The organism is Cryobacterium roopkundense, from assembly GCF_014200405.1.
Lineage (GTDB): Bacteria > Actinomycetota > Actinomycetes > Actinomycetales > Microbacteriaceae > Cryobacterium > Cryobacterium roopkundense.
In genome coordinates this window covers 253,394-271,287 of the sequence record NZ_JACHBQ010000001.1, presented here as the reverse complement: position 1 = coordinate 271,287, position 17,894 = coordinate 253,394, and the positions used below count along the sequence as shown (strand labels likewise).

17 protein-coding genes and 1 tRNA gene are annotated in these 17,894 nt (G+C 65.9%); 5 read left to right on the top strand and 13 right to left on the bottom strand.

Going from position 1 to position 17,894, the window contains the following annotated elements; translation table 11 throughout:
• Positions 1-30 precede the first annotated feature (30 nt).
• Positions 31-1,026: a citrulline utilization hydrolase CtlX gene (ctlX, locus tag BJ997_RS01320; protein WP_084141005.1), complete on the bottom strand. Its 996-nt coding sequence runs from the start codon at positions 1,024-1,026 to the stop codon at positions 31-33.
• A gap of 12 nt (positions 1,027-1,038) precedes the next feature.
• Entirely contained in the window at positions 1,039-2,070 is a 1,032-nt protein-coding gene (locus BJ997_RS01315; RefSeq protein WP_035834937.1) for an ornithine cyclodeaminase, read from the bottom strand.
• 126 nt (positions 2,071-2,196) lie between these two features.
• Between BJ997_RS01315 and BJ997_RS01310 the strand changes: the two genes are divergently transcribed.
• Positions 2,197-2,628: an Lrp/AsnC family transcriptional regulator gene (locus tag BJ997_RS01310; protein ID WP_035834936.1), complete on the top strand. Its 432-nt coding sequence runs from the start codon at positions 2,197-2,199 to the stop codon at positions 2,626-2,628.
• Positions 2,629-2,671: 43 nt separating this feature from the next.
• Here BJ997_RS01310 and BJ997_RS01305 read toward each other — a convergent pair.
• A tRNA-Thr gene (locus BJ997_RS01305) sits at positions 2,672-2,747 on the bottom strand.
• Between the two features lie 34 nt (positions 2,748-2,781).
• Positions 2,782-3,696: a DsbA family protein gene (locus BJ997_RS01300; protein WP_183323217.1), complete on the bottom strand. Its 915-nt coding sequence runs from the start codon at positions 3,694-3,696 to the stop codon at positions 2,782-2,784.
• Between the two features lie 266 nt (positions 3,697-3,962).
• On the opposite strand from BJ997_RS01300, the gene BJ997_RS01295 reads away from it, so the two are divergent.
• Together BJ997_RS01295 and BJ997_RS01290 are read left to right on the top strand one after the other, a co-directional pair.
• A complete protein-coding gene (locus BJ997_RS01295) occupies positions 3,963-5,060 on the top strand; it encodes an ABC transporter ATP-binding protein (RefSeq protein ID WP_035834934.1) in 1,098 nt (365 codons plus the stop codon).
• A gap of 82 nt (positions 5,061-5,142) precedes the next feature.
• Positions 5,143-6,465 carry a DUF4032 domain-containing protein gene (locus BJ997_RS01290; protein WP_035834933.1) on the top strand — a complete coding sequence of 441 codons (1,323 nt, stop codon included), beginning with the start codon at positions 5,143-5,145 and terminating at the stop codon, positions 6,463-6,465.
• 162 nt (positions 6,466-6,627) lie between these two features.
• On the opposite strand, the gene BJ997_RS01285 is transcribed toward BJ997_RS01290, so the two are convergent.
• The 5 genes from BJ997_RS01285 to BJ997_RS01265 form a co-directional block, all read right to left on the bottom strand.
• Positions 6,628-7,614 (bottom strand): type IV toxin-antitoxin system AbiEi family antitoxin domain-containing protein, encoded by a 987-nt coding sequence (locus BJ997_RS01285; RefSeq protein WP_035834932.1) that lies wholly within the window; start codon positions 7,612-7,614, stop codon positions 6,628-6,630.
• A gap of 397 nt (positions 7,615-8,011) precedes the next feature.
• Positions 8,012-9,145 carry a 23S rRNA (guanosine(2251)-2'-O)-methyltransferase RlmB gene (gene rlmB, locus BJ997_RS01280; protein ID WP_035834930.1) on the bottom strand — a complete coding sequence of 378 codons (1,134 nt, stop codon included), beginning with the start codon at positions 9,143-9,145 and terminating at the stop codon, positions 8,012-8,014.
• On the bottom strand, positions 9,145-10,560 hold the full coding sequence (cysS, locus tag BJ997_RS01275) for a cysteine--tRNA ligase (RefSeq protein ID WP_035834929.1): 1,416 nt from the start codon (positions 10,558-10,560) through the stop codon (positions 9,145-9,147). Before cysS ends, rlmB begins: the two co-directional genes overlap by 1 nt.
• The gene (ispD, locus tag BJ997_RS01270; protein ID WP_052541894.1) at positions 10,557-11,819 is read right to left on the bottom strand and encodes a 2-C-methyl-D-erythritol 4-phosphate cytidylyltransferase; all 1,263 of its coding nucleotides are present in this window, start codon (positions 11,817-11,819) and stop codon (positions 10,557-10,559) included. The genes cysS and ispD overlap by 4 nt, the downstream gene beginning before the upstream one ends.
• Before the next feature lie 104 nt (positions 11,820-11,923).
• Complete coding sequence (locus BJ997_RS01265; RefSeq protein ID WP_035834928.1) at positions 11,924-12,406, bottom strand: CarD family transcriptional regulator; 483 nt, start codon at positions 12,404-12,406, stop codon at positions 11,924-11,926.
• 172 nt (positions 12,407-12,578) lie between these two features.
• On the opposite strand from BJ997_RS01265, the gene BJ997_RS01260 reads away from it, so the two are divergent.
• Complete coding sequence (locus tag BJ997_RS01260) at positions 12,579-13,067, top strand: hypothetical protein (RefSeq protein WP_035834927.1); 489 nt, start codon at positions 12,579-12,581, stop codon at positions 13,065-13,067.
• Between the two features lie 85 nt (positions 13,068-13,152).
• Here BJ997_RS01260 and BJ997_RS01255 read toward each other — a convergent pair whose 3' ends face one another.
• On the bottom strand, positions 13,153-13,836 hold the full coding sequence (locus BJ997_RS01255) for a response regulator transcription factor (RefSeq protein WP_035834926.1): 684 nt from the start codon (positions 13,834-13,836) through the stop codon (positions 13,153-13,155).
• Positions 13,833-15,005: a sensor histidine kinase gene (locus BJ997_RS01250; RefSeq protein WP_035834925.1), complete on the bottom strand. Its 1,173-nt coding sequence runs from the start codon at positions 15,003-15,005 to the stop codon at positions 13,833-13,835. Before BJ997_RS01250 ends, BJ997_RS01255 begins: the two co-directional genes overlap by 4 nt.
• Positions 15,006-15,183: 178 nt before the next feature.
• On the opposite strand from BJ997_RS01250, the gene phoU reads away from it, so the two are divergent.
• Positions 15,184-15,840, top strand: coding sequence for a phosphate signaling complex protein PhoU (gene phoU, locus BJ997_RS01245; protein WP_035834924.1), 657 nt, complete (start codon positions 15,184-15,186; stop codon positions 15,838-15,840).
• 63 nt (positions 15,841-15,903) lie between these two features.
• On the opposite strand, the gene BJ997_RS01240 is transcribed toward phoU, so the two are convergent.
• Both BJ997_RS01240 and ygfZ read right to left on the bottom strand, forming a co-directional pair.
• A complete protein-coding gene (locus tag BJ997_RS01240; protein ID WP_035834923.1) occupies positions 15,904-16,656 on the bottom strand; it encodes a phosphoglyceromutase in 753 nt (250 codons plus the stop codon).
• Between the two features lie 36 nt (positions 16,657-16,692).
• Entirely contained in the window at positions 16,693-17,886 is a 1,194-nt protein-coding gene (ygfZ, locus tag BJ997_RS01235) for a CAF17-like 4Fe-4S cluster assembly/insertion protein YgfZ (RefSeq protein WP_183323216.1), read from the bottom strand.
• Positions 17,887-17,894 lie beyond the last annotated feature (8 nt).

Here is a 17,894-nt window from a genome sequence, read left to right as displayed (position 1 = left end):
TTCGCCACCGACGACGAGGAGTCGGCGCGGTCAGGCGGCGTAGATGCGCGCCCCCGTTGTCACACCACGGTGCACCCGTTGCGGGGTCGATGCGACGGCGGGCGGTCCGGGGCGTTCCTCCAGATGGATGCCGGCGATCATGCACCGCACGGATCCGCCGGCGAGCTCGATGGTCGGAACATCGAGCGGAACCACGGCGGCACTCGACTCGATTACGCCGAGCTGCCTCGGCGTGAGCGCGTTCAGTGCCCGGCGGGAGAGCGCGAGAACGCGCCCGGCCGACCCACGCAGCTCGATGGCGTTGCCCACAAAGTTGCGAATCTGCGCATGGCTGAGGTCGAGCACGGTTCGGCCGGGTGCCGCGAGCCGCTCGGAAACTTCCTGGCGGCGGGCAGGCGAGGTGATCATGTCGAGACTAATCAGGGCGAAATCGGTGGCGATGCACATCATCACGTTGGTGTGATAACAGGCCGTGCCCGACTCGTCGACGGCGTCGAAGGCCATCGGTTCATAGCCGAAGTTGGTGCAGAACCGCTCGAGGGCGATCGGGTCGGCTCTGTGCGAGCGAGCCACGTAGGCCACCCGGCTCACGTGGTCGAGCACCATGGCGCCGGTGCCTTCGAGGTAGATGCCGTCGTGCTCGAGGCCGGAGTAGTCGATGACGTCCTGAACGCGGTAGCGCTCCTTGAGCAGTTCGACGATGTCGGAACGACGCTCGCTGCGACGATTCGGGGCGTACATCGGGTAGAGGGCAACGTGCCCGCCGGCATGCGTCGAAAACCAGTTGTTCGGGAAGACGCTGTCGGGTGTCACGTCCCGGTCGTCGTCGAAGAGGTGCACGGTGACGCCGTGCGCCTGCAGGACGGCGGCCGCGGCCGTGACTTCGTCGAAGGCACGAGCCGCGAGCGTGGCGTCGGCGCCGGACACGACCGCGGACTGGAAGGAGTTGTCGGCCTGGGTCTGCGGATTGGGATGGAAGTGGTGCGGACGAACGAGAACGGCCGCGCGCGGAGCCTGTGCCGACATGTTCGCCAGGGCTTAGACGAGCGCCGGAACGGCCGCTGCCACGAGGCCGAAGAGGTCCTTGGGGTTGACGGGGTTGGCGATCAGGTCGACCTCCTCGAAGAAGCGGGTTCCATCGACGGCGTCGCGCACGTAGCGCAGGGCGGAGAAGTCCTCGATGGCGAAGCCGACGGAATCGAAGACCGTCACCTGTTCGGCCGAGGTACGGCCGGCGGCCTGGCCGGCGAGCACTTGCCAGATCTCGGTGATCGGGGAGTCGGCTTCCAGCTGCTGAATCTCGCCTTCGATGCGGGTCTGCGGAGGGAACTCCACGAAAACGGTGCCGCGGCGCAGGATCTCGGCGTCGAGTTCGGTCTTGCCGGGGCAGTCTCCGCCGATCGCATTCAAGTGCATGCCGGGCTCGATCATGTCGGCTGTGAGGATGGTGGCGTTTGCCTTGTCGGCGGTGCAGGTGGTCACGATGTCGGCGCCGCGAACGGCGTCACGGGCATCCGTTGCCACGACCACGTCGAAGCCGAGGGGTTCGACGTTGCGAACGAACTTCTCGATCGCGGCGGGGTCGGTGTCCCAGATACGCAGCCGGGTGATGCCGAGGATGGCGCGGAAGGCCAGAGCCTGGAATTCGGACTGGGTGCCGGCGCCGATGAGGGCCATCGTGGTGGCGCCGGGCCTGGCGAGGAGCTTGGCGACCATGGCGCTCGTAGCGCCAGTGCGGAGGGCTGTGAGCAGGGTCATCTCCGACCAGAACGTGGGGTAGCCGTTAGAGACGTTCGCGAGTACGCCGAAGGCTGTCACCGTCTGGAAGCCATTGCTCGGGTTCAGGGGGTGGCCGTTGACATACTTGAACGCGTAGGTTTCGTCGTCGCTCGTGGGCATCAGCTCGATCACGCCGGACGGGGAGTGGCTCGGCACCCGCGAGGTCTTATCGAAGCTCTCCCAGCGCAGAAAGTCTCGTTCGAGGTAGTCGACCATGCCCGTGATGATGGGCTCGACGCCCTGCTCGGCGATCCATTTGGTCATGTTGGCTACATCTACGAAGCGCACCACGGGCGCCCCCTCTCTCGTTGGTACTTCTACGCTACGGATAGGCGATGTGCGACCGCCATGTCGGATGAGCATTGTTTTGCTCAGCAAATCGCGCAGTTTGCTGACTACGACCGTACAGTTAGTGCAATGACGACCCTGGACGATCTTGACCGCCGACTACTGGCCTTGCTTCGCGTGAACGCACGGGAATCCGTGGCGAGCCTCGCCCGCGAGCTTGAAGTGACCCGCTCGACTGTGACGGCTCGGCTCGACCGCCTGGTGCATTCCGGAACCGTCGTGGGGTTCTCGGTTCGTGTGCGCGAAGATCGCGACCCGTCATCGATTCGGGCAATCGCGCTGCTCGAGGTGGAGGGGCGCTCGACAGACGCCGTGATCCGCAAGCTGCGTGGGTTCTCGGAAGTGCACGCGCTGCACACGACTAATGGCGGCTGGGACCTCGTGGCGGAGCTGCGTACGGACTCGCTGGGCAATTTCGACCGACTGCTGGGCCGCATCCGCTCGGTCGACGGCATTGTGAACAGCGAAACAAGTCTGCTGCTCAGTTCAGTGTTGGTCTGAGGCGCCCGTCCCGCGGCACTCGTGGCCGATCTGCCGCGGAAAATGGGGCCGGCCACGGGACTTGAACCCGTAACCCCCACTTTACAAGAGTGGTGCGCTACCAATTGCGCCAGGCCGGCATGAGGCGTTTCCGCCTCAAGCAACCATCCTAGGCTATCCAGCCGGAGTCGCCGAGGGGGTGGGTGTCGACGTGGAGTAGCTTTCCCCCACCGACTGCAGAACGAAGGCCGCAAATTCCTTCGGGTCACCGAGGCTGCCCTGATACTGCTTGCCGTCCACGAGCACCGTAGGCGTCTGGGCGATTGCCTCCAGCGGCGAATTAGCAATCGGCCCCCCGGTCGCCCGGTCGGTGGCCGCGATTACCCAGGACTTGTAGGTCTCGTCCGTGATACACGTGTCGATCTGACTGAGCGACGTGCTGACACCGGAGTTCTTCACCAGCTCCTGCAGGTCAGCGTCGCTGCGCCCCACAGTGTTTTCTTCCGGCTGGTCGACGAACATCGCCGAGTTGAAGGCGTAGAAGTCGTCGGGCGAGTAGTTCGCCACGCAGGCCGCGGCATTCGCGGCTCGCAGCGAGTACTGACTGCCGGCGGAGCGCCCGGTCAGGATGGCGATCGGATGAATCTCCACTGTGGCAGCGCCCGACTCAACCCACTTCGCAATCTGCTCGCCGTTGGTGGTTTCGAAGTCGCCGCAGAACGGGCAGAGGTAGTCGACGTAGACCCGAATGTTGGCTACGGTTCCCGTCGCGTCAGGCTTGGACGCCACGGGGGTGGCCTCCGGCTGGAGGGCACTCGTCGTGACCGCCGTCATTCCCTCGCCGAGGAGAATCCCGTCGCTCGCCATATTCGCCGGGCCGGGAACGGCCGGGCGAATTGAGTTCATGATCACGAGGGCCACGACGACGACGATGCCGATCGCCGCGAGGCCGACGCCGCCCTGCAGCAGCACCTTGTTGCGGCGCTCTTTCTTCTTCTGGTCGACGCGGAACTGCTTGGCCTTCTCCCGAGCCGCATCCCGTCGCTGGTTCTTGGAGGGACGCTTGTCACTCAGTCCGCCGGTTGTCATGAAATCCTAGCTCCGCACGATTAAGGTTTATCCCCCCAGTTTTAATGCTGGTACCCGTGCAAATAATACGGCCCCACACTGGGAATCGTCCAAACGGACAGCCGCCGGGTCTGTCCCCCCTGTTCGGGCCGGCCACACGGACCACCGTGGGCCCTATGCCATAATGGAAAGGTTCGGCACTTTCAACGATGCAGGCTCCGGACTGACAAATCCTATTCACAACGGATCGTCCGGCACGTTCCTGCCGGTGAAGGAGATTAATAACCATGGCTTCAGTCACGTTTGACAAGGCAACCCGGCTTTACCCGGGTTCCACTCGCCCCGCAGTTGACCAGCTCGACCTGCAGGTCGCCGACGGCGAGTTTCTCGTTCTCGTCGGTCCCTCCGGCTGCGGAAAGTCGACGTCCCTGCGCATGCTCGCCGGCCTCGAAGAGGTCAACGACGGCAACATCTTCATCGGTGAGCGCAACGTGACGGATGTTCCGCCAAAAGACCGCGACATCGCCATGGTTTTCCAGAACTACGCTCTCTACCCGCACATGACCGTTGCCGAGAACATGGGCTTCGCCCTGAAGATTGCCGGCATCAACAAGGACGAGCGCGCCGCCCGCGTGCTCGAAGCCGCCAAGCTGCTCGACCTCGAGCCCTACCTGAGCCGCAAGCCCAAGGCGCTCTCCGGTGGCCAGCGTCAGCGCGTGGCCATGGGTCGCGCCATCGTGCGTCAGCCTCAGGTGTTTCTGATGGATGAGCCGCTGTCCAACCTCGACGCCAAACTGCGCGTGCAGACCCGTACGCAGATCGCGAGCCTGCAGCGTCGCCTCGGTGTCACTACGGTCTACGTGACCCACGACCAGACGGAGGCGCTCACCATGGGTGACCGGATCGCCGTTCTGAAGGATGGCATCCTGCAGCAGGTCGGCACGCCCCGCGACCTGTACGCGAAGCCGCAGAACGTGTTCGTGGCCGGTTTCATCGGCAGCCCCGCAATGAACCTGTTCCTCGCGGACACCGTCGACGGTGGCATCAAGTTCGGCACCTCGACGATCCCCGTGCAGCGCGACACTCTCGCGAGTGTCGCCGGCAAGAAGGTCACCGTGGGTGTTCGTCCCGAGGACATCCAGATGTCGACGACCGCTGGCGACGGCCTGCAGATCGAGGTCGACCTAGTGGAGGAGCTCGGCGCCGACGGCTACCTCTACGGCCACTCCACCATCGAGGGCAAGCGCACCGACATCGTCGCCCGCGTCGACGGCCGTTCGCACCCGAACGCCGGCGAGACGGTGTACCTCACCGCTACGCCGAACCACCTGCACGTGTTCGACTCCGAGAGCGGCCTCCGTCTCGGCGGCGCCGTCACTGACTAGGCAGCCCCGTCTCACACAACCTAATCCGGCCGGATGGAGCATCGCTCCATCCGGCCGTTTGTGCAACAGTTAGGCTCTTTTCATGAGTGGCTCCCTCAATATCACCTCGGCCATCGCCGACCCCGCACTGCTCGACCTTCCGTGGCAGCTTCCCCTCGACGCCTGGCCGAATGAGACCATCGCCTCACTCCCGAAGGGTTTGTCCCGGCACCTTGTGCGCTTTGCTCACCTGAGCGGCCGGGTCGTGGCCATCAAGGAGACCACGAGCGACATGGCGCGCGGCGAGTACGACATGCTGCGCAACCTGCAGGGTCTCGAGGTGCCGTGCGTGGAACCGGTGGCCGTGATAACGAATCGAACGGATGACGACGGCGACCCCTTGAGATCGGTCCTCGTCACCCGGCACCTCAAGTTCTCCCTGCCCTACCGCGCCCTGTACTCGCACACCCTGCGCCCCGACACGGCCACCCGCCTCGTGGACGCCCTCGCAGTGCTGCTCGTGCGTGTGCATATGGTGGGCTTCTTCTGGGGCGACGTGTCGCTCTCCAACACGCTCTTCCGCCGTGATGCCGGAGCGTTCGCCGCCTACCTGGTGGACGCCGAGACCGGCCAGCTCTATGCCGGCGGCCTCTCGAACGGCCAGCGCGAGAACGACCTCGAGATCGCGCGTGTCAATATCGCCGGCGAACTGATGGACCTCGAGGCTGGCGGTCGCGTCGCCGACGAGCTCGACCCCATCCGGGTCAGCAACGGAATCGTCGCCGCCTACCGGTCGCTGTGGAAGGAACTCACCGGCTCCGAGTCCTTCGCAAGTTCGGAGCGCTGGCGCATCACCCAGCGGGTTGAGAGACTCAACGACCTGGGCTTCGACATCGAAGAACTCACCATCAAGACAGATTCCGATGGCACCAAGGTGCGTATCCAACCCAAGGTCGTCGATGCCGGGCACCACCAGCGTCGTCTGCTGCGCCTCACCGGGCTTGATGCCGAGGAGAACCAGGCGCGTCGCCTCCTCAATGACCTCGACTCGTATCGCGCGGCCTACGGAAAGGCCGACGCCGACGAAGAGATGGTCGCCCACGAGTGGCTCGTGCGCGTCTTCGAGCCGGTCGTGCGCGCCATTCCCATGGAACTGCGCGGCAAGCTCGAGCGCGCCGAGGTCTTCCACCAGCTGCTCGACCACCGCTGGTACATGGCGCAGAACCAGTCACGCGATATTCCACTCGCGGAAGCCGTGAGTTCCTACGTGCAGGATGTGCTGCGCCACCGCCGCGACGAGGCCACCATGATGGACCCGCCCACGGGCTCAATCACGCTGCCCATTCAGGTCATCCGCTCGGACGACGCCCCCGAAGATGCGGGAACCGACCCCGACGACGCCACCGATTGGAAGCTCAAGGTCTAACCACCCCTCCCCCTCCCCCTCCCCCTGCGTTCGGGGCCCGGGCCCCGAACGCAGGCCCAGTCTATAAACTAGGCCCGCGCACATAAGGTGGGCCCACGGGGTATCTGGTAGCGGAAATCACACCGCGGCCGCTCACGGATCTGGTGGTGATGCGCTACCCTCTCATGCGCGCGGAACCTGGTGTTCGACCAAGAACTCGTAAAAACGTCGGGGCGAGTGCGCGGTGTCCCAGTCCCAACGGTCGAAGCTGTTGACGTGCGGTCTGAGCAGGTTCTCGCGATCCTTCTCGGCGACGACAACGTCGCCCGGGTGACGGTCGCCGAGTATCACGCCGCGGGTGTACTTGACTTTGCCGTCGAACTCGCCGATCTTGCGCACGCCCCGCCAGAAGAAATCGACCCAATATTCTTGCCCGTGCACGACGAAGCGGACCTGCAGTTCGGGCACCTCGAAGCCCAGTTCGGCTATGCGCACCCGGCTGAGCGACTCGCCCGGGTTGGCGGCAAGCGGATTCGCGAAATCGATGGCGCGGCGTGCTTGCGCTCTTCCCGTTCGCGGTTGAACGGTCGCGAGTTCACCGTACAGCTCATCTTTCGAGAGGGCAGGAGTACCGCTAATTCCCCGCCGGTGTTCTCCCTGTACACGCTCCTGCTCGACTCGCAGGGCGTGGTCCATCATGGTGACGCCGACGAGAAAGCTCGCACTGGCCGCCACATCGATGAGAGTGCGTGTGAGAGTGGTGGCGGAGCATCCGCTCAACGCGATGGATTCGGGCTCGACTACGCTTCGATGACTCGTCGTGAACCGGGCGCTGCTCCCGCCAGTCGCATCATTATTGATCGCGTGCACGACCTTTGGCCAGGGTCCGATGATCGGCAGATTGTGCAACGCCGCCGCGGAATGGTGTGAGAGGAGGAGCGGTTGCTCCGCCGCGAGCACGGTGGCGCGAACGAACAGGCGATATCGGTCATCGGTCTCAGCCCGGCGCCACGTATCACCCAGGGCATAAATTCCGCGCCGGATGCGCACGAGCTCACCGCTGGCAAGCATCGCGCGCACCGCGCGGGTAGTCAGACCCGACGCCCAGAGGGATGCGGCGAGAATAAGGCCTTCAGGGGAGGCACTGGGCACTTCCAGATTCTCAAGCATGGCCAATTGTCACCATACCCGGGAGCGAAATCCTGAGTTGTGTGCAAAGTTGTGAAATTCGGGCCACAGGTATTTTCTGTGGAGGACGGACACAGTTCTGAAGCCGGAGGTTCTCCCTTTTTCAACCCCGAACTGTCACCAACCTGTCGGCTCAGTACACCTAGAGCGTGGCGGACGCTGGGCCCACCCTCTGAACGTGGGCCCAGTTTATAGACTGGGCCCGCGCCCCGGGCCCGCGCCCCGTGCAGGGCGGGCGGGGCCCGCCCTCGGCGCGCGCGACCAACGTGGGACGGCCGATGGCCATCCGGCGCAATGGCCCTGGCCCACCATATGTGCGTGGGCCCAGTTTATAGACTGGGCCCGCGCCCCGGGCCCGCGCCCCGTGCAGGGGCGGGGGCTAGTTGGCCAGTTTGGCTTGCTTGATTTGGGCTCGGAGGCGGGAGACCTCGTAAAGGGTCACGCCCACGGCGATTCCGGCGTTGAGCGACTCGGTGTCGGCGCTGATCGGAATCGAGACGATGGCGTCGCAGGTCTCGGTGACGAGGCGGGACAGGCCCTTGCCCTCGCTGCCGACGACGATCACGATTGGACGCTCGGCGAAGCCCAAGCCGAGCTCCGGCAGCTGCACGTCTCCGCCGCCGTCGAGGCCGAGCACGAACACGCCCTGTTCCTTGAGTGCCTTGAGCGTCTGGGTGAGGTTGCTCGCCATGGCGACGGGCGTGCGGGCGGCGGCGCCGGCCGAGGTCTTCCACGCCGAAGCTGTGACCCCCACCGAGCGACGCTGCGGCACAATCACGCCGTGTCCGCCGAATGCGGCGGTCGAGCGGATGATGGCACCCAGGTTGCGCGGGTCAGTGATGCCGTCGAGGGCCACGAACAACGGCTTGTGGCCGCGGCTGATCGTGAGCTGCAGCAGCTCCATCGGGTGCGCGTATTCGTACGCCGGAACCTTGAGGGCGAGGCCCTGGTGCACTGAGTCACGGCCGGCGAGGCGGTCGAGCTCGGGGCGCATGACCTCGAGGATCGGGATGTTGCGGCTCGTCGCCATGAGGAGAACCTCTTTGACGCGCTCATCCATCTCGATACGCGACGCAATGTACAGGGCGCTCGCGGGAATCTTGGCGCGGAGCGCCTCGACGACCGAGTTGCGGCCGGTGACGATTTCGTGCTCGTCGACCTGCTTGGCGCGACGCGTGGACGCGCCGCCGCCGCCGGAGTTGCCGGTGCTGCGTTGGGGGGTCTGCGGGCGTCCGCTGGACGAACCGCCACGAGAGCCGCCGCGCGCCCCGCCGCGCGGGCCACTCTCGTTGCTCGCATCTTTGCTGGGGCGCGACGCGAAACCGCCGGCCGCAGCGAAGCGCTCCTTGGCGGCCTTCTTCTTGCCGGCGGGGTGGTACGGACGGTCTTCGGCCTTGGGCGTGGGCTTCTTGCCCTCGAGGGCCTGGCGGCCTTGGCCGCCCGAACCCACCTGGCCGCCGCGGCTGCCCTTGCGCACGGACCCGGTGCGTGCCTTGCGGTCTGTGTTCTTCATCAGTCAAAACTCCAATGGGCACCCGAGGGTGTGTCTTCGATGGTTATTCCGGCGACGACGAGTTCGTCCCGGATACGGTCTGCGGCCTGGTAGTCGCGGGTATCCCGCGCGGTCTCACGATCCTTGAGCAGGCGCTCAACGAGGGCGGTGAGCGCGACCATGGCCGGCTCATCCGTTGCGACCGACCAGCCGGTGGACAACGGATTAATTCCGAGCACCTCGCTCATGGCCAGTACTTCACCGCGAGCGGATGCCGCGGCGTGCAGGTCTTCGGCGTCGAGCGCCGCGTTGCCGGCGCGAACGGTGTCGTGCAGCACCCCGAGGGCCTGCGGCACGGCGAGGTCGTCGTCCATGGCCTCGGCGAATTCGGTCGGCACGACGAGTGCGCCGGAGCCCGCGAAGCGGGTGTCGGCCAGTCGGCGTTCGGCACGGTCGAGAAAGCTTTCGACGCGTTCGAGGGCGGCTTCGGCCTCGATCAACGCACCGTCGTGGTAGTCGATCGTGGAGCGATAGTGCGCGGCGCCGAGGTAGTAACGTACGACGATGGCACGGGCCTGGTCGAGCAACTCGGCGGCGTAAATGGAGTTGCCGAGTGACTTGGACATCTTCTGCCCGTTCACGTGCACGAGACCGTTGTGCATCCAGAACTGGGCGAAGGCGTCGCCGGCGGCACTGGACTGCGCGAGCTCGTTCTCGTGGTGCGGAAAACGCAGGTCGAGGCCGCCGCCGTGGATGTCGAATTCAGCACCGAGGTAGCGGCTGGCCATGGCCGAGCATTCGATGTGCCAGCCCGGGCGGCCAGCGCCCCAGGGCGAGGCCCACGCGGCGGACTCGGGCTCGTCGTCCTTGCGGCCCTTCCACAGGGCGAAGTCGCGCGGGTCGCGCTTGCCGCGCGGGTCGGCATCTGCCGCGGCTTCCATATCGCCCTGCCCCTGCCGAGTGAGGTCGCCGTAGGAGGGCCAGCTCGCGGTGTCGAAGTACACGTCGCCGGACTCGTCGTCGGCCGGGTAGGCGTGGTCTTTCTCAATCAGGCGCGAGATCAGGTTCTGCATCTCCTGGATGCTCGCGGTGGCGCGCGGTTCGTAGGTGGGGGCCAGGATGCCCAGGCGCTGGTAGCCGGCCGTGAATTCGAGCTCGTAGCGGTAGGCGAGTGCCCACCATTCCTCGCTGGAACCCTGCGCGTTCACGAGAATCTTGTCGTCAATATCGGTGACGTTGCGAATGAACGTGACGGTCAGCCCGCGGTAGCTCAGCCAGCGCCTCAGCTGGTCGTAGACGAGGGCGCTGCGCAGGTGTCCGATGTGCGGGGACGACTGCACGGTGGGACCGCAGACGTAGATTCCGACCTTGCCCGCCTCGAGGGGCACAAAATCGCGCAGAGCCTGGGCCTTGGAATCGTAGAGTCGCATGGTCACACGTCCAAGCTTAGGACAGGGGGCTCTGCGAGCGACGGGGCAGCGAGAACGAGCGGCACCAGCAACGCCGTCGCCGAGGCGGCGATACCCTCGCCGCGGCCGGTGAAGCCGAGGGCGTCCGTGGTTGTCGCGGCGATATTCACCGGGGCGCGCAGAATGCTGGCGAGCAGCGCTTCGGCCTCGGCCCGGCGGGGAGCGAAGCGGGGCCGATTGCCGATGATCTGCAGCGACACGTTGCCCACGCCGAAACCGGCGGCGGTCACGAGGCGCAGGGTTTCTTCGAGGAAGACATCGCCGTGCGCCCCGGCGAATCGTGAGTCACTCGTGCCGAAGACGCCACCCACGTCGCCGAGTCCGGCGGCTCCCAGTAGGGCGTCACAGACCGCGTGCACGGCCACGTCGCCGTCGCTGTGGCCGGACAGGCCGCGCTCCCCCGGCCAGAACAGGCCCGCGAGCCACAGCTCGGACTCGTCGTCGAAGGCGTGCACATCCAGGCCGGTGCCGACCCGCGGCAGAACGACGGCAGGGGCCGGGTTGCGAACGCCCAGCACCAGTTCCGCGCGCTCGAGGTCGTGCGGCGTCGTGATCTTGAACGCGCGGGCGTCTCCGGTGACCACGTGTACGCGGTGGCCGGCGGCGGCCACGAGCGCCGCGTCATCCGTTGCCTCGTCAGCGAGCGAGTCGTGAGCCGCCACGAGCAGGTTGCGGGGAAAACCCTGAGGGGTCTGCACCGCCGAGAGTTCGGAACGGTCGACGGTGCCGAGGATGCCGCCGCTGACGTCGACGCGTTTGATAGTGTCCACCACCGGCAGCCCCGGGATGACGCCGACACCAGTGTCACGCACCGCCCCCACGACCCGCTCAAAGAGTGCGGGGGGCGTGAGCGCGCGCGCCGCGTCGTGCACGAGCACGATTTCGACGCCGTCGCGCAGCACGGCGAGACCATAACGAACGGATTCTTGGCGGGTGGCACCTCCGGCCACGACCTCGACGGTCTCTGCCGGGGCAGCGTGGCCCAGGGCGGCGGATGCTGCGGCGGCGTCGGCCGCGATGGCGCGCGCCTCCGACACCCGGTCTTCCGGGGCAACGACGATCACCTGAACGGGCTCGCTCAGCGCGAACACCGCCCGGAGGGCGTGCTCGAGCAGGGTACTTCCGCCGAGGTGCACGAAGGCCTTCGGGTGCGAGCGCCCGAGGCGGGTGCCACTGCCGGCGGCGACCACAATGACCGCGACCACGGGGGTGGGGCAATCAGTCATGTCAGAACACCATCTATTGGAGTTTTTGCGGTCGGAACGTGCCCCAGAACGGGGCATGAGAAAGGCGGCACCTCACGGCGCCGCCTGTCGCGGGGAATGAAGCGTTAGGACGCGAGAACCTCGTCGAGAACGGTGGAAGCTTTCTCTTCGTCGGTCTTCTCTGCGAGCGCGAGCTCGCTGACCAGGATCTGACGAGCCTTGGCCAGCATGCGCTTCTCGCCGGCGGAAAGGCCACGGTCCTGGTCGCGGCGCCACAGGTCACGCACGACCTCTGAGACCTTGATCACGTCACCGGACGCGAGCTTCTCGAGGTTGGCCTTATAGCGTCGTGACCAGTTCGTGGGCTCCTCGGTGAACGGCGCGCGCAGCACCTCGAACACCTTGTCGAGTCCCTCTCGGCCGATCACGTCGCGAACGCCGACGAGGTCGACGTTCTCGGCGGGAACCTCAATGGTGAGGTCACCCTGCGTCACGTTCAGTTTCAGGTACAGCTTTTCTTCACCCTTGATGATTCTCGTCTTGACCTCTGTGATCATCGCGGCACCATGGTGGGGATAAACGACAGTTTCGCCAACCTCAAAAAGCATGTATGTGTATCCCTTCAGCAACGTCTAGGATACCACAGCACCCAGTGGTAAGGTGCGGCAGGTTTGAGACACCGTACCGCCCGGCGCGCCCGCGCCGCTAAGCTGATCTCATCGCGAAGTTTTGCAGCGCCGTGCCAATCCGCCCGGCCGCTGCCTTGATTGTGGAGGTCTTGTGAGTGCGCGCATAGTTGCATCGGTTTTTCTAGCGGCCGGCATCCTGCTGGGAACGAGCGCCTGCGGGTTCTACGCTCCTCAGGCCACGCTCATTCAGTACGACCCCAGTGACGGAGTGAGTGGCGACGTGGGCGAGATCGCCTTCCGCAACGCCATGCTGCTCTCCGAAGACGGCTCCACCGCGAGCCTCCTCGTCACAGCCGTCAACAAGGGCGACTCTGCCCAGAGCGTCACCGTGCAGTACGAGGCCGGCGGCCAGAAGGTCACGGAGAACGTCACCATTCGCGCCAACTCGAGCGTCACAATCGGCACAGAAGACCGTCCGAGCGTGCTCTTGGAGAACCTCGACGCCGCTCCCGGCGATCTGTTCCCGGTCTTCTTCCAGTACGGCGAGGAGACCGGCGTGCAACTGCTGCTGCCGATTCTCGACGGCACGACAGGCGTCGAATATGCGGACCTGATCCCCACGGCGACGCCTGCCGCCTGATCCAGCACCCCACGGATGCCCCCGGCCCGCTCAGGCGGCCGGGGGCATCGGTGTATCCGCTTCCGCAGTCTCCGTCGCCGCCGGGTCAAGCCTCGAAGCGGTAGCCCAGCCCTCGCACGGTCACGAGCATCGTCGGGTCTGACGGGGTGGCTTCGATGCGCGAGCGGATGCGCTTGATGTGCACGTCAAGCGTCTTGGTGTCCCCGAAGTAGTCGGTGCCCCACACCCGGTCGATGAGCTGCCCACGGGTGAGCACGCGTCCGGCATTGCGCAGCAGGAACTCGAGCAGCTCGAATTCCTTCAACGGCATATTCACGACCTCGCCAGACACCGCCACGGTGTGGCGCTCGATATCCATCCGCACGGTGCCCGCCTCGAGCACTCCTTCGTCGTCGACGTCGTCCTGTTCGGTGTGGCGGCGCATGACCGCCCGGATGCGCGCGAGCAACTCCCTGGTCGAGTACGGCTTGGTCACGTAGTCGTCGGCCCCGAGTTCGAGCCCCACGACGATGTCGACCTCGGAGTCCTTCGCGGTGACCATGATGATGGGAACCGTGGAGCGCACCCGGATCTCGCGGCACACTTCGGTGCCGGGAATCCCGGGCAACATGAGGTCGAGCAGAATCAGGTCGGTGCCGTTGCGGTCGAACTCGGCGAGGGCGCTCGGGCCGTCCTCCGCCACGGTGATCTCGTAGCCCTCGCGTTCCAGCAGGAAGCTCAGCGGCTCGCTGAGCGCGCTCTCGTCTTCGACCAAAAGAATTCGTGTCACTGGATGTCTCCTGTCGCCGCGTTCGCGGTGGGGGTGATGGCAGCGGGAGTCGCCGCCTCGGGAAGCCGGATGGTGAAGGTGGAGCCGCTGCCGGGTTGTGACCACACGCGAATGTCGCCGCCGTGGTTCTGCACCACGTGCTTGACGATCGACAGTCCGAGGCCCGTGCCTCCGGTGTGCCGCGAGCGGGCCTGGTCCACCCTAAAGAAGCGCTCGAACACTCGGTCGATGTCCGCCTCGGCGATACCGATACCCTGGTCGGTTACGGTGATCTCGACGACGTTCTTCTGTCTGCGCACGCCCACTCCCACCCGGGAACCGGGCTGCGAGTAATTGACGGCATTGGAGACCAGGTTATGCACGGCCACGACGAGTAGTTTCTCGTCGCCGTAGACCCGCGCGCCGGATTTCTTGCCGACTGCGAGGGTGATGTTCTGGGCTTCGGCCACGACACGGCTCTGGTCCACCGCGGCTGCGACGAGGGCATCCACGTCGAGGTACTCCGGAGTCGCGAGCGCGTCCTGCGCCTGCAGACGCGACAGCTCGATGATCTCCTGTGTGAGCCGGCCAAGCCGGGCGGATTCGGTCGTCAGCCGGTTGGCGAAGCGCCGCACTTGCACGGGTTCGTCTGCTGCCTGATCCAGGGCCTCCGCGAGCAGACTCACGGAAGCGATCGGCGTCTTGAGCTCGTGGCTGATGTTCGCCACGAAGTCACGGCGCACCTCGTCGAGGCGGAATGATTCCGTGCGGTCTTCGGCGAGGATCAGCACGTACCGCGTTCCGAGCCGGGCGAGCCGCACCCGGTACCGCAGGCTCGCGTCGTTGAAGGGCCCCCTGGACAGCACAAGGTCCTGCGAGATGGCCTCGCCGCTGCGCCGCACCTGTCGGGCCAGCTCGATGAGTTCGGCATGAACGAGCTGCTGGCTGAACACGAGGCCCATGGTGAGGGCGGCAGCGGATGTCTTGATCACGTTGTTCGACGGGTCCAGCACGATTCCGGCGGACTCCAGTGCGTCCAGCACCTGGTCGATTCCGTCGGGCACCACGGGGTTGACCACTTCGGCGGCGCGGCGGCCGTGGTGCTCCGCCAATTGCAGCAGCGCCATAAAGCCGGCACCGACCCCCAGCCCGAGTGCCAGTGACACCAGCACGAGCCATGTCGATTGCATAGACCTAGATTACTGAGGTTTCGCGGGTGTCCAACGCAGCAAGACGGCTGCATACCCTGTACTTTAGTAACTGTTCAATTCCCCGGCATCTGCTGTTCACTTTGGTGCGGCACAATTTGACGGGGCCAATGCGGGTCTAAGACGCGGCGCCGCGCGCCTGAGAAAGGACCACACACCCATGCGTGAAGTATTTCAATCGGAACTTGCCGAGGTGCAGTCGCGCCTTGTGGAGATTTCCCGTCTCGTCGCTATTTCGATCGACAAGGCCACCCGTGCATTCAACGAGTCGGATGTCGGCCTCGCCGAAGAGGCAATCACCGAAGACGAGAAAATCGACGAGCTGACCGTAGAGCTGGACGAGCTCGCCATCACCATCCTCGCCCGCCAGCAGCCGGTGGCCAGGGACCTGCGCATTGTGGTGAGCGCCCTGCGGATCAGTGCATCGCTCGAGCGAATGGGTGACTTGTCGACCCACATCGCCCAGCTCGCCCGCTACCGTTTTCCCGACAAAGTCATCCCCCAGGGCCTGCGCAGCACCTTCGCCCAGATGGGAGCACTTGACGTGGTCATCTCGAAGATGCTCACCGACCTGCTGACGTCCGAGGACATGAAGCTCGCCGAGGCCATCCGAAACGAAGACGACAAGGTAGACGCGCTGCACCTCAGCGTCTTCGAAGCCGTTCTCGGTGACAGCTGGAAGGGCCAGGCCGCCGACACCGTCGACGCCACCCTCGCAAGCCGTTACCACGAACGCTTCGCCGACCACGCCGTGTCCATCGCCAAGAAGGTGCAGTACCTCGGCACCGGCGCCTGGCACCAGGACATCAACGCGTAACCGTCCACGCGCGAAAAAGGCCCCGTCACCTCGTGCTGACGGGGCCTTTTCGTGATCGGGTCGCTACTTCTTGTTGCCCTGTGCTGCTACGGCGGCGGCACCGGCGGCGGCGGCCTCCGGGTCGAGGTATTCGCCGGGGCCGAGCGGCATCATGTCGTCGCCGAGCTTGTAGACGAGCGGGATACCGGTGGGGATGTTGAGTTCGGCGATGGCGTCATCTGAGATGCCGTCGAGGTGCTTCACGAGGGCGCGCAGCGAGTTGCCGTGCGCGGTCACGAGCACGGTCTGGCCCGTGCGCAGGTCGGGCGCGATGTCGGACTCCCAGTAGGGCAGCATCCGCTCGACGACGTCCTTGAGGCACTCGGTGCGCGGCAGGTCGTCGCCGAGGCCGGCGTAGCGCGGGTCTTTCGCCTGGGACCACTCGTTGTCGTCGGCCAGCACGGGCGGCGGAGTGTCGAAGGAGCGTCGCCACAGCATGAACTGCTCCTGGCCGTAGGTGGCCAGGGTCTCGGCCTTGTCGAGTCCCTGCAGGGCGCCGTAGTGGCGCTCATTGAGGCGCCAGGAGCGCTTGACGGGGACCCAGAGGCGGTCGGCCTCCTCGAGCGCGAGGTTCGCGGTCTGAATGGCACGGCTCAGCAGGCTCGTGTGCAGCACGTCGGGCAGCAGGCCGGCTTCTTTCAGCAGCTCGCCGGCGCGCGTGGCTTCGGTGACGCCCTGCTCGCTGAGGCGAACGTCCACCCATCCGGTGAACAGGTTCTGCTGGTTCCAGGTGCTTTGGCCGTGGCGGAGGAGGACGAGGGTATAGGGGGCAGACATGCACCCTACTCTAGCGAGTGGGGCCGCCGCCACGGGTCAGTGGCCGGGGGTGCGGGCGCCCAGCCGGGGCAGCCGGGGAATGTCGGCCACCGAACCAGCGGACTGCGGCACGATCACCTGTTGGCTGGCCGAGATCGACACGTCCTGCGACTGCACGAACAGGGTCGACGTGTCGGGCACCGTGCGCTTGACCACGGCGAGGGCGATCGGACCGAGCTCGTAGTGGATGGCGCTCGAGGTGATGGTACCGATCGTGACACGCTCGGTCTCTGTTGCTGCGGCCGGATCAGCAGGCGGGCCCCTGCGCACCCGATCGGCCTGCACCTCGTCGCCGTGGGCCGGCAGCACCCCCTCGGAACCATCGAGATGCAACATCACGAGGCGCCGCGGCGGGTGGCCCAGGTTGTGCACCTTGGCCACGGTCTCCTGTCCGCGGTAGCACCCCTTGTTCAGGTGCACGGCGGTGCGCAGCCAGTCCAGCTCATGCGGCAGGGTCTTCTCATCCACTTCCCGCGCGCGCCGAGGTCGCCAGGCGGCAATCCGGAGCGCCTCGAGGGCGATCAGCCCGGCCGGCACGACCACGGGATGCGCTCCCATTTTGTCGCGCAACAGCGGCAGCTCCGGGCGTGCCACGAGCATCTCGGTCCAGCGCCAGGAGGTTCCCGGGTGTTCTACAATCTCGGCGTACTGATAACCGCCGCGAGACACGCCCACCCAGGGGTCGTGCCAGGCAAGCGGGACCCCGTTGGGGCTCGACACTTCGAGGCCCACACTGCCGAGCACATCCGCCGGCGAAACGGCCATCGACCCGACCGTGGCGTAGCTCAGGGTGAAGTCCACGACCTGCACTCGCAGGGTGAACCTCATCCGGTCGAGGAAGGCCTGCAGGCCAGGCAGCTCGGCGGCTTCCACTAGCAACCACGCCTGCACACCGTCATCCATCACGCGAATGGCATATTCGAGGTGCCCGGACGGGTCGAGTAACAGGGTCTCCGTCGATTCCCCCACCGCGAGGCTGCGCAGCTCCTGGCTCGCGATCGAGTTGAGCCAGGTGAGGCGATCGGGGCCGGACACCGCGAGCACTCCGTGGTGCGACAGGTCGACCACTGCGCGGCCGGCGAGCAGGGATCGCTGTTCGATCATCGGGTTGCCGTAGTGCGCCGCGACACCCGCGTCGATGCCCTCGGCCTCCACGGCACCGTCGAGTTCGAGCAGAGGGGACTTCGTCATGTGAGTCA